Annotated in this window: 15 protein-coding genes; 12 read left to right on the forward strand and 3 right to left on the reverse strand. The window is 57.9% G+C overall.

The genetic code is table 11. The features are described 5' to 3' along the window. Positions 1 to 45 precede the first annotated feature (45 nt). The 3 genes from dksA (at position 46) to hslU (ending at position 2,764) form a co-directional block, all read left to right on the forward strand. Entirely contained in the window at positions 46 to 489 is a 444-nt protein-coding gene (dksA, locus tag ACYVIS_RS02230; RefSeq protein WP_232742167.1) for an RNA polymerase-binding protein DksA, read from the forward strand. A 390-nt stretch (positions 490 to 879) separates the two neighbouring features. Further along, complete coding sequence (gene hslV / locus ACYVIS_RS02235) at positions 880 to 1,413, forward strand: ATP-dependent protease subunit HslV (RefSeq protein ID WP_232742166.1); 534 nt, start codon at positions 880 to 882, stop codon at positions 1,411 to 1,413. A gap of 19 nt (positions 1,414 to 1,432) precedes the next feature. Beyond that, positions 1,433 to 2,764, forward strand: a complete 1,332-nt coding sequence (gene hslU / locus ACYVIS_RS02240) for an ATP-dependent protease ATPase subunit HslU (RefSeq protein ID WP_232742165.1) — start codon at positions 1,433 to 1,435, stop codon at positions 2,762 to 2,764. An 86-nt stretch (positions 2,765 to 2,850) separates the two neighbouring features. Here hslU and ACYVIS_RS02245 read toward each other — a convergent pair whose 3' ends face one another. Then, positions 2,851 to 3,153, reverse strand: coding sequence for a copper-binding protein (locus ACYVIS_RS02245; protein WP_232742164.1), 303 nt, complete (start codon positions 3,151 to 3,153; stop codon positions 2,851 to 2,853). A 241-nt stretch (positions 3,154 to 3,394) separates the two neighbouring features. Here ACYVIS_RS02245 and ACYVIS_RS02250 point away from each other — a divergent pair, with 241 nt between their 5' ends. After that, positions 3,395 to 3,889, forward strand: coding sequence for a GNAT family N-acetyltransferase (locus ACYVIS_RS02250; protein WP_460873191.1), 495 nt, complete (start codon positions 3,395 to 3,397; stop codon positions 3,887 to 3,889). A 17-nt stretch (positions 3,890 to 3,906) separates the two neighbouring features. On the opposite strand, the gene ACYVIS_RS02255 is transcribed toward ACYVIS_RS02250, so the two are convergent. Together ACYVIS_RS02255 and ACYVIS_RS02260 are read right to left on the reverse strand one after the other, a co-directional pair. Further along, entirely contained in the window at positions 3,907 to 4,920 is a 1,014-nt protein-coding gene (locus ACYVIS_RS02255) for a C45 family autoproteolytic acyltransferase/hydolase (protein WP_460873141.1), read from the reverse strand. 30 nt (positions 4,921 to 4,950) lie between these two features. Further along, positions 4,951 to 5,823 (reverse strand): MurR/RpiR family transcriptional regulator, encoded by an 873-nt coding sequence (locus ACYVIS_RS02260; RefSeq protein WP_232742162.1) that lies wholly within the window; start codon positions 5,821 to 5,823, stop codon positions 4,951 to 4,953. A gap of 302 nt (positions 5,824 to 6,125) precedes the next feature. Between ACYVIS_RS02260 and ACYVIS_RS02265 the strand changes: the two genes are divergently transcribed. From ACYVIS_RS02265 to ACYVIS_RS02300, 8 genes are all read left to right on the forward strand, one after another. Beyond that, positions 6,126 to 7,454, forward strand: a complete 1,329-nt coding sequence (locus ACYVIS_RS02265; protein ID WP_460873142.1) for an aspartate aminotransferase family protein — start codon at positions 6,126 to 6,128, stop codon at positions 7,452 to 7,454. Between the two features lie 60 nt (positions 7,455 to 7,514). Then, on the forward strand, positions 7,515 to 8,438 hold the full coding sequence (locus tag ACYVIS_RS02270; protein ID WP_232742160.1) for a transporter substrate-binding domain-containing protein: 924 nt from the start codon (positions 7,515 to 7,517) through the stop codon (positions 8,436 to 8,438). Positions 8,439 to 8,501: 63 nt separating this feature from the next. Next, complete coding sequence (locus ACYVIS_RS02275) at positions 8,502 to 9,230, forward strand: amino acid ABC transporter permease (protein ID WP_460873143.1); 729 nt, start codon at positions 8,502 to 8,504, stop codon at positions 9,228 to 9,230. Positions 9,231 to 9,236: 6 nt separating this feature from the next. Next, positions 9,237 to 9,914, forward strand: a complete 678-nt coding sequence (locus ACYVIS_RS02280; RefSeq protein WP_460873144.1) for an ABC transporter permease subunit — start codon at positions 9,237 to 9,239, stop codon at positions 9,912 to 9,914. A gap of 67 nt (positions 9,915 to 9,981) precedes the next feature. Then, positions 9,982 to 10,506: a carboxymuconolactone decarboxylase family protein gene (locus ACYVIS_RS02285; protein WP_232742157.1), complete on the forward strand. Its 525-nt coding sequence runs from the start codon at positions 9,982 to 9,984 to the stop codon at positions 10,504 to 10,506. 312 nt (positions 10,507 to 10,818) lie between these two features. Continuing rightward, entirely contained in the window at positions 10,819 to 11,562 is a 744-nt protein-coding gene (locus ACYVIS_RS02290) for a transporter substrate-binding domain-containing protein (RefSeq protein WP_232742156.1), read from the forward strand. Beyond that, complete coding sequence (locus ACYVIS_RS02295; protein WP_232742155.1) at positions 11,559 to 12,227, forward strand: amino acid ABC transporter permease; 669 nt, start codon at positions 11,559 to 11,561, stop codon at positions 12,225 to 12,227. The genes ACYVIS_RS02290 and ACYVIS_RS02295 overlap by 4 nt, the downstream gene beginning before the upstream one ends. Beyond that, positions 12,224 to 12,988: an amino acid ABC transporter ATP-binding protein gene (locus ACYVIS_RS02300; protein ID WP_305072052.1), complete on the forward strand. Its 765-nt coding sequence runs from the start codon at positions 12,224 to 12,226 to the stop codon at positions 12,986 to 12,988. Before ACYVIS_RS02295 ends, ACYVIS_RS02300 begins: the two co-directional genes overlap by 4 nt. Positions 12,989 to 12,994 lie beyond the last annotated feature (6 nt).

The following is a 12,994-nucleotide window of genomic DNA, read 5'->3' on the forward strand; positions in this document are numbered from 1 at the left end:
ACACGGGTTACGAGAGCCAACATCACATATAAAAAGGGGTACACCATGGTAAGCAAATCTGCAGCCACCGCCGTTCAGAATCACCTGCTGACAGAAAAAGAACTGTTGGCCATGCCTGAATCGGACTACATGAACGAAGCCCAGTTGGCGTTCTTCAAAGACCGCTTGCGGCAACTGGAACAAGACATCATCAGTAATGCGGGTACCACTACCGAAAACCTGCGTGAGACGCAATTCGTGCCCGATCCGGCCGATCGCGCCACGATCGAGGAAGAGCACGCGCTTGAGCTGCGCACCCGCGACCGGGAACGCAAGCTGCTCAAGAAGGTGCAACAATCGATCACGCGAATCGATTCGGGCGAATACGGCTGGTGCGAAGAAACCGGCGAGCCGATCGGGCTGGCCCGCCTGCTGGCCCGTCCCACCGCCACGCTGTCGCTCGAAGCCCAGGAACGGCGCGAAATGCGCCAAAAGCTCTACGGAGATTGATTCCGGGCGGGTTCGCATCGCTGGGGCTGATCCAGCCGGTTCGGTCCGGGGTAGTTGCGAGCTGAAGCGAGCTGCCCTATCCTCTCCGCTCGGCCGTAGACGAACGGTTATGGGCTCCTAGCGCACAAAAGGTCAGATTATCGTTCTACGCCCTGTGCCAGCTTCAGTAGGAGCAGAGAGGGTGGGCGATCCCCCGGAGGTGAGTGGGGGAACCGGAGGGGGATGCTCAGCCGGGGCCGCGAATTTAGAACCCGTCCCGTCACCGACCTCGACCTCGGCCCCGTCATTACAAACCCCGCACTCGCGCAAAGCAGCGTATCGGGAAGGATCCCACCTCCCCTTGAATTTTGGGCTTTTACCCCCATCTGCTAGGTTCAAAGGAAGAAATCCATGGAACAATTTCACGCCACAACCATCATCAGCGTTCGCCGCGGCAATCAAGTGGCCTTGGGCGGCGACGGCCAGGTGACCCTGGGCAACATCGTCATCAAGGCCACCGCGCGCAAAATCCGCCGCTTGTATCACGACAAGGTGCTGGCAGGTTTCGCCGGCGCGACCGCCGACGCATTCACCCTGCAGGAACGCTTCGAAGCCAAGCTCGAAAAACACCAAGGCCACCTGATGCGAGCCGCCGTCGAACTGACTCGCGACTGGCGCACCGATCGCGCGCTGCGCCGCCTCGAAGCCATGCTGATCGTGGCCGACAGCGAACATACCCTGGTGCTGACCGGCAACGGCGATGTGCTCGAACCCGAACACGGCATGGCAGCCATTGGTTCGGGCGGCGCCTACGCGCAATCGGCCGCCCTCGCCCTGCTCCACAACACCGACATGGCGCCAGCCGATATCGTCAAGAAATCGCTCGAAATCGCCGGCGATTTGTGTATTTACACAAATCAAAACCACATCGTCGAAACCCTTTAAACGCCGAACACCTGTCACCATGTCAGCTACCACCATGACTCCCGGGGAAATCGTCTCCGAACTCGATAAAAACATCGTCGGGCAAAACCGCGCCAAGCGTTCCGTTGCCGTTGCCCTGCGCAACCGCTGGCGGCGCCAGCAAGTGCCCGAACCTTTGCGCACCGAAATTCTGCCCAAGAACATCCTGATGATCGGGCCCACCGGTGTGGGCAAAACCGAAATCGCGCGCCGCCTGGCCAAGCTCGCCAACGCGCCATTCATCAAGATCGAAGCCACCAAATTCACCGAAGTCGGTTACGTGGGCCGCGACGTCGATACAATTATCCGGGACCTGGTTGAAATCTCGATCAAGCAGACGCGCGACATTGAAATGCGCCGCGTACGCAGCCTGGCCGAAGACGCCGCCGAGGATCGCATACTCGATGTGCTGGTCTCGCCGCCGCGCAACGCCCACGGCGAACCTGAACGCGAAGACAATGCTGCGCGGCAGACGTTTCGCAAGCGACTGCGTGAACACAAAATCGACGATATGGAAATCGAGATTGAAGTGGCTCAAATGGCGCCGCAAATGGAAATCATGGCGCCTCCCGGCATGGAAGAAATGACCGAGCAGCTCAAAGGCATGTTTGCAGGCATGGGGCGCGACAAAAAGAAATCACGCAAAATGCCCATCAAAGAGGCCTTCAAGCTATTGACCGAAGAAGAAGCTTCGCGACGCATCAACGAAGAAGATCTGCGCACGGTTGCCGTCACGAATGCCGAACAGAACGGCATTGTCTTTCTTGATGAAATCGACAAAATCGCTTCGCGCCAGGAGCACGCGGGCGGGGATGTGTCGCGCCAAGGCGTGCAGCGCGATCTGCTGCCTTTGGTCGAAGGCACCACCGTCAACACCAAATACGGCGTAGTGCGCACCGACCACATTCTGTTCATCGCTTCGGGCGCTTTTCACCTGTCGCGCCCGTCGGACCTGATACCGGAACTGCAAGGCCGTTTTCCGATCCGGGTCGAGCTCGATTCTTTATCGGCGGAAGACTTCGTGCGCATACTGTGCGACACGGACGCCTCGCTGACCAAGCAATACAGCGCGCTGATGGCCACCGAAGACGTTACGCTTACGTTCACTGACGAAGGCGTAAAAAGATTGGCCGAACTGGCCTTCGACGTCAACGAACGCACCGAGAACATTGGTGCCCGACGCCTGTATACCGTCATGGAAAAGCTGCTCGAAGACTTGTCGTTCGACGCCACCGCAAGCAGCGGCCGCAATGTCACCATCGATGCCGCTTACGTGAACGACAAGCTGGAAGAAGCCGCGAACAGCCAGGACCTGGCACGGTATGTGCTGTAGCCGATCAGTTGGATGCCTGGGTCGCCGCCCATTGCGCCGCGACGATCCAGGCACGGCGGAGGCGGGGATGATTTTTGCGGTGCCGCTTACTTCTTGATTTTCGTCACCACATATTTGCCATTGTCGCGCTTGGCGGTAAAGCTGACCTTGTCCCCCGCCTGTATGCCCTTGAGCAAGGCGGGATCGATCTGATACACCAGCGTCATGGCCGGTAATTGCAGATCGGCGATCGCACCATGCTTGATTGTGATTTTCCCTTCGGCGGCGTCGACGCGGCGCACCTCGCCCGAAGCACTGGCCTCCTGGGCAATTGCGGTCACGGAATAAGCCGAAGTCAGAACCAAACCGGCAGCGATTGCCTGCTGCCATCCACGATTCGATAAAGACATACTTTAAACTCCTTGTTGTATAAGCCATGGACGGACACAAGAGCCGCCCCTGCTATGACTCGCGCGCCGGAAAACGGTTCCCTGCCGACTCGACGAACGGAAGATCGCGCCCTTCCAATACAATAACAAAACAAGCCTCAACCCAAGCATAGCGCCAAACAAAGGAACAGGTGTGAAAGACGTAAACAGCGGTTACCAGCCTCAGGCGCCGGCCAGCTACGCGCCGGCCAAGCACGGATCAATGCAGGAGCATTACCATCTGCGGCCCGCCCGCGAACAGGACATCCCTCACATACACGCGCTGATGCTCGAAATGGCCACATTCGAGAAACTGACTGAAATATTCAAAGCGAACGAAGACAGCCTGCGCAACAGTCTTTTCGGCCGGCATCCCGCGGCGAACTGTCTGGTCATCCATGCCGAAGCCGAGCCGGACCGGCCGGTCGCCTACGTTATGTGGTTTCACAATTACTCCAGTTTTCTCGACAAACGCGGTCTCTATCTCGAAGATATTTACGTTCAACCGGCGCATCGGGGAATAGGCCTGGGCAGCATGGCTTTAAGGCACCTTGCTCGGCTTGCCATCGAACTGGATTGCGGCCGCTTCGAATGGACGGTGTTGGACTGGAACCAGAATGCCATCGATTTCTACAAACGCCATGGCGCCGAAATCCTGCCCGACTGGCGTATCGTCAGGGTCACGGGAGACGCCCTGGGCCGCCTGGCCAAACAGTAGATACCGAGATTGATCCCTTAGCGGATCCGGGCATCGATCAACTGGAAACGCGCCGGCCCTCCGGGACGTTCATAAACCTGCCAGCGCACCGCATCGGCCCCGACGTGCATATCGGCAGTGGCCATGGTGTTTTCACCGTCGCTGTCATCGAGCGCGTTGCGATAAACAGGAAAGTCCGCGTTGCGCTGATCCGCCAGGATCGCCAGAGGATCCTGTACCGTGTCCAGCATTGCATCGCCCGACTGCTGGCGACACAGCGACGACTTCGTAATAATCTGCGGAAAATCACGCATCGAAGCATGTATTGCATGATTGGCGTGCAAAGAGGGAATCTGCACAGGCTGGCTGGAAACACCCATCGTGCTGAACTCCACGCTTAGCAAATCCGGCTGCCCGCGCTGCGCCAGACTTAAATGGAAGCCTCCCGCCCGAGGGATGGTGCGCAACAAACTCAGCGCCGCAGGCACACTGCCCTGATCCAGCACCGCCCGTGTCAACACCATGCGCGGTACGCCCACGGCCACCTGGCGCCAGCGCAGATTATTCACCGTCATGACCAGGCCGGTTTCCGTTACCGCAAAAGTATGTCCGGGAATAGAAGCCGGATACACAAAAGACGCAAAATGCGAGCCCTGGTCGATTGCGATTTCGGCAATAGCGCAATGCCCCGCAAACGCCGGATCGCCGTCTTCATTATGAGTAATGCGCGGGCCGCGCGCCAAAGGTACTTGCACCGTAGTACAGCCATCGGGAGCCATGGCCCAGACATCGCCGCGGCAATTCCACAACACCACTTCTTCGAGCGGCAGCTCAAGCCCTGCGGCCAATCCGTCGAGCTCATTCCAGATCGAAGGAAAATGTTCTCGCACCATCGCCGACATGGCGCGCGCCTGCAGCGTGCCTTTCCATGCCATTACACTTTGCCAGGCATGGGACGAAACCAGATGGGCGTGTGCCGCTTCGGCGCCGAACTTCCCCAGCGACTGGCCCACGTCATAAGGAGAACCCGACAGCTGAATCAAGGACAACATAAAAAAAAACCCGCTTGTAACCTGTAAATATTATAAATAGGCACCGGTCTGATGCAATTGTGTTTCGGCCAGCTCGATCTCGCTGACCGCCTGTTTGCCGCTTTTGACCATCAACTGTTCGATCAGCACCTCGATCAGCGCCTGCGCGGCTGCCACAGAAGGGAAGAACGATGGTGTTTCGGTTGAAAACAACAACACTCCATCAGCCTCGTGGGCCATGGGAGCAAGTACGCTATCGCATATCGCAAGCACCTTGCAACCCGCTTTGTGCGCCGCCTGCGCCACCTGCAACGCCTCTTGCGAATACGGCGCGAAACTTATCACTACGACCGCGTCCGCCGCATCCAGCGCACGGACTTCCATTTCCAGCGTGCCGGCATCGCCGCGCAACATAAGCACCGAGGGACGGAACAAGCGGTACAAATAATGGAATGCAAAGGCCGGCGCAAAACAGGATCTGAAGCCCGCCACATGCACTCGACGAGCCTTGAGCAACAAGTCGACGGCCCCCGGCAGCCGCTCACCGTTCAATTCATCGAGCAAGGCCAGATTGCGCGCTTGCGAAGCCAAAGTCTTGCCCACCATCGTGCGCGGATTCTTGGACCGGACCACTTTCCTGGCCTGCATCGTATAAAGCTTGGGCGTTTGCCGAAAAGACTGCACAAACACCTCTTTCAGGGGTTCCCAGCCCTCGAATCCCAGATGCTGCGCCAAGCGCACCAGCGTAGCCGGCTGCACCCCCGCCTGCCCGGCAATCTTGCGCATGGAGGCGATAGGCACTTCGGCGGGAAAATCGATCAGATACTTCGCGCCCACCTGAAATTGCTGCGTCATGCGCGGGAATTCCCGCTGCACCAATGCAACCAGTTCGTCGAGATGTTGCGGTGGATTATTCTCGTTCATAAGATATGTAAAAAAACAACGGTTGGCGAAAAAACCCGGAATATCGAGCCATGGCTGTCGTCTCCATGGCAAAACCAGCCCACGCGAAAGCGGGTGCAATGAGCATGCCACGAATCGCCTGAACAGGTGCAAGCGATAGCGCTATTAGAGTCGAGCGCATAAAAATGCCGCCGTCAAAATCGTAACAACCTGCACCCGTCACTGAGCAGGCCGCATATGCCGAGGGATTAATCGTATTGATTTATTTGTTTCTTTATATATTATATAAGAAACAATTGTTGAATTCATCTTTAGAGCAAATCATGACGCACGTTTTCCACCGAAATCCCAAACAACAACTCGATTTTGCCGTTCGGGGCCAAGGTATAGAACTATTCGATCAGCACAACAGAAGCTACATCGACGCCTCCGGCGGCGCCGCGGTATCGTGCCTCGGCCACGGCCACCCCGCCGTCATCAAGGCCATCAAACAGCAGCTGGACCAGCTTGCCTACGCCCATTCCTCATTTTTCACCACGCGGCCCGCCGAAGAGCTGGCCGATTTCCTGCAACAGCACTCGCCCGGCGATCTGAACCATGTTTACTTTGTATCCGGCGGATCGGAAGCCGTAGAAGCTTCCCTCAAGCTCGCCCGGCAGTATTTTGTGGAAATCGGGCAGCCTGCGCGCAAACACTTCATCGCACGGCGGCAGAGCTATCACGGCAACACCCTGGGCGCCCTGGCCATTGGCGGCAACGCCTGGCGCCGCGAACCGTTCTTGCCACTGCTGGTTCCCGCCCATCACGTTTCGCCGTGCTACGCCTACCGCGACCAGCTCGCGACGGAAACCGAAGAGCAGTACGCCGCGCGCCTGGCCGATGAGCTGGAACAAAAAATACTTGAACTCGGCCCTGAAAACGTGGCGGCCTTTGTGGCGGAAACCGTGGTGGGCGCCACCGCCGGCGCCCTGCCTCCGGTCAAGACGTATCTGCAGCGCATCCGGCAAGTCTGCGACCGCCATGGCGTCCTGCTGATCCTCGACGAAGTCATGTCCGGCATGGGCCGCACCGGCCACCTGTTTGCCTGCGCCGAAGACCAGGTCGTGCCCGACATCATCGCTATTGCCAAAGGCCTGGGCGCAGGCTATCAGCCCATAGGCGCCATGGTCGCCAGCGACCGGATCTACGACGCAATCGTCGCCGGCAGCGGCTTTTTCCAACACGGCCACACCTATATGGGCCACGCCACCGCCTGCGCCGCGGCATTGGCGGTTCAACGGGCCATACAGGCCGACAATCTCCTGGCCAACGTACAGGCACGCGGTACTCAGCTGCGCGCCGAACTGCACGACGCGCTCGATGCCCACCCCAATGTGGGCGATATACGCGGTCGCGGACTCTTCACGGGAATAGAGTTCGTGCAAGACAAAAACACCAAGGCCCCGATCGACCCGAAACAGAAACTCCATGCCCTGCTAAAAACCCAGGCCATGGCCAACGGCCTGCTGATGTATCCGTCCGGCGGCACCATCGACGGCAAACAAGGCGATCACGTATTGCTTGCCCCTCCCTTTATTTGCACCGGCGCCGACATCAGTGAAATCGTAAATCGCCTCACCCAGACGATAAAAGAAGTCTTACCGCAGAAATAAAGCCGTGCAACACGGCAACAAATCCAAAGAATTTACTTTCCGTAAAACAGGAGACAAACCATGAACGCAGCAAAATCATCCTTCAAGGCGGCATTGCTGGGCACAGCGCTAGGCCTGCTCTCCGTTGCGGCCTGCGCCCAGGCCGCGATAGATGTCAGCAAAAGCCCCACACTCAGCAAGATCAAAAGCAATAACATTCTGGTCATCGGCCACCGAACTTCGTCGATCCCCTTTTCCTATTATGACGAGAACCAGAAACCCATCGGTTTCGCGCAAGACATCTGCAACAAGATCATCGCCAAGATCAAGACCGATGTGGGCAAGCCGGACCTGCCGGTGCGCCTCATGCCGCTGACGCCCCAGAACCGCCTTACGCTGGTCCAGAACGGCACGGTCGATCTGGCCTGCGGCGTGGCAACCAACCTGAAGTCGCGCCAGGAACAGGTTCAGTTCGCCGATACCTATTTCGTCGCCGGAACCCGTCTGCTCGTCAACAAGAAAAGCGGCATCAAGGATTTCAAGGACATCCATGGCAAGTCGGTGGTGACGCTGGCTGGCACCACGTCCGAAAAGATTCTGCGCAAAATGAATGACGACGACAACGCCAACATGACCATACAGAGCGCCAAGGAATACGCCGAGGCCTTTCTCATACTGCAGTCGGGACGCGTGTCGGCCTTCATGATGGACGATGTGTTGCTGTCGGGCGCGCGCACGCTGGCCAAGAACCCCAACGACTGGGAAGTCGTGGGCACATCGCAGTCCGTCGAGCCCTACGCCTTCTTCATGAAGAAAGGCGATCCGGTCTTCAAGGAAGAAGTCGACGGCGTGATAACCGGCATGATGAAAGACGGCGAAATGGCCAAGCTGTACGACAAATGGTTCATGAACCCGGTGCCTCCGAAGGGCGTGAACTTCAATATGCCCATGAGCGATCTGGTCAAGAAAGCCTATGCCGAACCCAACGACAAAGCCGTAAACTAAACAGACAACATCCTGTCACCGGTGCCGGGCGGGTCCGGCACCGTACCGTATTGCGAGCGCACTATGTCATATCACTGGGATTGGGGTGTATTCCTGCAACACGCCTCCAAGAACCAAACTTTTCTCGACTGGATGCTATCGGGGTTCGAAGTAACCCTGGCGCTGGGCCTGTCGGCATGGCTTATTGCGCTGGCGCTGGGAACCCTGCTGGGCGTGATGCGCACTCTGCCCAGCCGCAGCTTGCGCGCAATCGGCGCTGCTTATGTCGAACTGTTTCGCAACGTGCCGTTGCTGGTGCAGTTTTTCATCTGGTACTTTGCCATTCCCGAAATCATGCCGTACGGGGTCGATTTCAAGCACTTGCCCCCTTTTACCCAGCAATTCATCGCCGCCGTCGCATGCCTGGGCGTATTCACGGCGGCACGCGTCTGCGAGCAGGTCCGGTCCGGCATCAATTCGCTGCCCCGCGGCCAGAAATACGCCGGGCTGGCCATGGGCCTGACCATGATGCAAACCTACCGCTACATACTGCTGCCCGTATCGTTTCGCATTGTCCTTCCTCCCATTACCTCCGAGTTCCTGAATATCTTCAAGAACTCGGCGATCGCCTCAACCATAGGGCTCATGGAACTGGCCGCGCAAGGCCGTCAACTGGTCGATTACACCGCGCACTCATACGAATCGTTCACCGCCGTCACGCTGCTGTACGCCGTCATCAGCGTATGCGTGATGGCCGTCATGTGGATGGTGGAAAGAGCGTGCCGCGTCCCTGGCATGTCGTTAAGGAAATAAACCTCGATGATTTTCGGACTCGATTTCACCTGGCTGAATCCAAACGCGTTCAACCTGCTTGGCCGCGGAATGCTGGTGTCGCTGCAGATCACCTTCGTTGCCATGGCGGCGGGCATTGTCTGGGGCACGCTGGTTGCGCTGATGCGGCTGTCCTCCTACCGAATACTGAACGTTGCGGCCGCCACTTACGTTACCGTGTTTCGCCTGGTGCCCCTGGTAATGGTGCTGCTGTGGTTCTTCCTGATCGTTCCAGACCTGTTCCAGTCGCTGCTGGGCATATCGGCCGCAACCGATATGCGCATGGTGTCGGCGCTGGTGGCCTTTGCCCTGTATGAGGCCGCCTATTATTCGGAAATAATCCGCGCCGGCATTCAAAGCGTCTCGGGCAGGCAGCAACACGCCGCCTACGCCCTGGGCATGACCTACGGGCAGTCGATGTGGCTCGTCGTCCTGCCTCAGGCCTTTCGCAACATGGTGCCGCTGCTGCTCACCCAAGGTATCATCCTGTTCCAGGATACTTCGCTGGTGTACGTGATAGCACTGGCCGATTTTTTCGGACAAACCTACGGAATCGGCGAACGCAATGGCGACGTGGTAGAGGCCCTGTTCTTCGCCGGACTGGTCTATTTCATTATTTGCTATACGGTATCCCTGGGTGTACGGCGCATACACGGCAGGGGCTGACCGGGCCGGCGCGGACCCAACGCAATCAATTCTTCTTACCCTATATATTCCCATCGAAAGGACAGACATGGCCCGCCTTCCCTATGCCGACCTCACAAGCCCGGCAGCCGCCCCACTGGTAGATCAAATCGTTGCCGAACGCGGCAGTGTCCTGCATCTGTATCAAATGCTGCTGCACAGCCCCGACATAGCACGAGGCTGGCTCAATCACCTGACAGGTATCCGGCTGCGCAATTCGATCCCGGGCCAACTGCGCGAAATGATCATCATGCGCGTGGCGCTGCTCAACGGCGCGCCCTACGAAGCCGATCAGCACGCGCCCATCGCGTTGAAAGAAGGCATGAGCCAGGCCCAGCTCGACGCCCTGAACGACTGGGAAAGCTCGACGCTGTTCAGCGAGCGCGAACGCGCGGTGCTGGCCTACACCGATGCCATGACCCGCCATGTGCAGGTGCCCAAGGAAGTCTTCGGCGCGGTCCAGCCCCATTTCGACGCCAAGCAGCTTGTGGAGCTCACCGCCACCATCGCCACCTACAACATGGTCTCGCGCTTCCTGGAAGCGCTGGATATTCATTCCGACGACAAACGATAGGCGCGTCGATGGCGGGCGACCGCAAAAAAGGTCGCCCCTTGCCAGCACATTCTCAAGATCCCCCGCGTCCCTCAATATCCTGGCGTCCAGCCTAGGGGTTTATCCCATTTACATCATTCTTTCAGGCATGAGGCTCTTCTTTTCCAGGAAATCTGGCTAAGCTTATGCTTTGCCGGCCGATTATTTAAATAACAGCGCCCAAGCGCGGACCAGTAGAAAAGGAATTGCCTTGCCATGCATATCCACAAGGCGGTAAAACTCTTTATTCGTTTCTTGCACATTATTGATTTGTTCTTTGCCCAAGGAGCCACCATGACATCCCGCAAAACCCTGCTTGCCGCATTCCTGACCTTGACACTCGGCTGTTTTGCGGCCGTCAGCCAAGCCGCCTCCGATACCATCCGCATCGTCACCGACCCCACCTTTCCACCCATGGAATTCACCAAAGACGGCCATCGAACCGGCTTCGACATCGAGATTACCGAAGCCCTGGCCAAAGAAATGGGCAAGAAAATCGAATGGACCGACATTGACTTCAAGGGCTTGATCCCGGCGATTGTGTCGGGCCGTGCCGATGCCGCCCAGTCGGCCATCTACATTACCGACGCGCGTAAAAAGGTGGTCGATTTCACCGACCCCTATTACGCCGGCGGCCTGGTCGTTCTAACGAAAAAAGACGGCCCGATCAAAACCCTCAAAGACCTGGACGGCAAAAAAGTTTCGGTGCAGGTCGGCACCAAATCGGTGAAATACCTGCAAGACAACTACCCCAAGGTAACGCGCGTCGAGGTCGAGAAAAACGAAGAAATGTTTAACCTGGTCAATGTCGGACGCGCCGATGCCGCCGTCACCGGCAAGCCCGCGGCCAAGCTCTATGCGCAGCACAACCCCGCCCTGACGGTTCTACCCGAGCAAATCACCACCGAGGAATACGGCATCGCCGTCAGCAAAGACCAGCCCGAGCTTACCAAGAGCTTCAACGAAGCCTTGAAACGCATCAAGGCCAACGGCACCTACAAGAAAATCGTCGACAAGTGGTTCGAGGCCGCTCAATGAACTTCGACTTCACCCCGGTCCTGACCGACTGGGTATCGCTGCTGCATGGCGCCACCGTCACCGTCGAGGTCACGGTATGCGCCCTGCTGCTGTCCTGTGTGCTGGGGCTGCTCATCGGCATAGGCCATTTGAATCCGCAACGCAAGGTGCTGTACGGCGTGTGCAGCGTTTATCTGTCCTGCTTTCGCGGCACCCCCTTGCTGGTCCAGCTCTTCATCTGGTTTTTCGGTTTGCCGCGCTTCGGTATACTGCTGCCGGCCTTCGCTTGCGGGATGCTGGGACTGGGCATGTATTCCGCTTCGTATGTGTCCGAAGTCGTGCGCGGTGCGATCCAATCGGTCGACCGCGGGCAAATGGAAGCCGCGCGGTCCCTGGGCATGTCGTCGACCCAGGCCATGATGAAAATCATCCTGCCCCAAGCCTTCGTGCGCATGATTCCCCCCTTGGGCAACGAATTTATTGCGCTTATCAAGAACTCGGCACTGGTATCGCTGGTCACCATCCACGACCTGATGCACGAAGGGCAAAAGATCATCAGCGTTTCCTATCGATCACTGGAAACCTACCTGGTCATCGCCCTGGTTTACTGGGTCATGACCTCCGTCACCACCCTGGCGCTGCGCCGTATCGAACTCCACCTCAAAGCCGGAGGAATGGTGCAATGACCACGCCCGCCATGATTAAAATCAGCCAGTTGCATAAATCCTTCGGCAGCAACCTGGTACTGAAAGGCATAGACCTCGAGGTCGATTTGTCTCAGGTCGTGGTGGTCATCGGCCCCAGCGGCTCGGGAAAAAGCACCCTGCTGCGTTGCTGCAACGGCCTGGAAATCGCCCAGCAAGGCACCATCGATATCTGCGGCCAGCGCCTCACCAACAACGGCACCATGCTGGCCGAGAAAGACCTCAATCGCCTGCGCACCCAAGTCGGCATGGTATTCCAGTCGTTCAACCTGTTCCCGCATTTAAGCGTATTGCACAATGTCAGCATCGGGCCCAAGACGCTGCGCGGCATGAGCGCCGCGCAAAGCGAACAGCTGGGCGAAGCGCTGCTGGCCAAGGTCGGCCTGGCGGAAAAATCATCGGCCATGCCGGCCAGTTTATCGGGCGGGCAAAAACAGCGCGTGGCCATTGCCCGCGCCCTGGCCATGGAGCCCAAGGTCATGCTGTTCGACGAGCCCACCTCGGCGCTCGACCCCGAACTGGTGGGCGAAGTGCTGCAGGTAATGAAGCTGCTGGCCAAAGAAGGCATGACCATGATGGTCGTCACTCATGAAATGGCCTTCGCCAAAGAAGTTGCCGACACCGTAGTCGTCATGGACGGCGGCCGCGTCATCGAAGCCGGCGTGCCCGACGTGATCTTCAAAAACCCCAAGGAAGCCCGCACCCGCCTATTTCTGCAAGCCATCCTGAAAGACACCGCTTAGAAGCGG

This window comes from Paralcaligenes ginsengisoli (assembly GCF_054781135.1).

Bases quoted from the DNA above. Each gene is read 5' to 3' on its own strand.
- dksA (WP_232742167.1), top strand. From the start codon at position 46: ATGGTAAGCAAATCTGCAGCCACCGCCGTTCAGAATCACCTGCTGACA.
- hslV (WP_232742166.1), top strand. From the start codon at position 880: ATGGAACAATTTCACGCCACAACCATCATCAGCGTTCGCCGCGGCAAT.
- hslU (WP_232742165.1), top strand. From the start codon at position 1,433: ATGTCAGCTACCACCATGACTCCCGGGGAAATCGTCTCCGAACTCGAT.
- ACYVIS_RS02245 (WP_232742164.1), bottom strand. From the start codon at position 3,153: ATGTCTTTATCGAATCGTGGATGGCAGCAGGCAATCGCTGCCGGTTTG.
- ACYVIS_RS02250 (WP_460873191.1), top strand. From the start codon at position 3,395: ATGCAGGAGCATTACCATCTGCGGCCCGCCCGCGAACAGGACATCCCT.
- ACYVIS_RS02255 (WP_460873141.1), bottom strand. From the start codon at position 4,920: ATGTTGTCCTTGATTCAGCTGTCGGGTTCTCCTTATGACGTGGGCCAG.
- ACYVIS_RS02260 (WP_232742162.1), bottom strand. From the start codon at position 5,823: ATGAACGAGAATAATCCACCGCAACATCTCGACGAACTGGTTGCATTG.
- ACYVIS_RS02265 (WP_460873142.1), top strand. From the start codon at position 6,126: ATGACGCACGTTTTCCACCGAAATCCCAAACAACAACTCGATTTTGCC.
- ACYVIS_RS02270 (WP_232742160.1), top strand. From the start codon at position 7,515: ATGAACGCAGCAAAATCATCCTTCAAGGCGGCATTGCTGGGCACAGCG.
- ACYVIS_RS02275 (WP_460873143.1), top strand. From the start codon at position 8,502: ATGTCATATCACTGGGATTGGGGTGTATTCCTGCAACACGCCTCCAAG.
- ACYVIS_RS02280 (WP_460873144.1), top strand. From the start codon at position 9,237: ATGATTTTCGGACTCGATTTCACCTGGCTGAATCCAAACGCGTTCAAC.
- ACYVIS_RS02285 (WP_232742157.1), top strand. From the start codon at position 9,982: ATGGCCCGCCTTCCCTATGCCGACCTCACAAGCCCGGCAGCCGCCCCA.
- ACYVIS_RS02290 (WP_232742156.1), top strand. From the start codon at position 10,819: ATGACATCCCGCAAAACCCTGCTTGCCGCATTCCTGACCTTGACACTC.
- ACYVIS_RS02295 (WP_232742155.1), top strand. From the start codon at position 11,559: ATGAACTTCGACTTCACCCCGGTCCTGACCGACTGGGTATCGCTGCTG.
- ACYVIS_RS02300 (WP_305072052.1), top strand. From the start codon at position 12,224: ATGACCACGCCCGCCATGATTAAAATCAGCCAGTTGCATAAATCCTTC.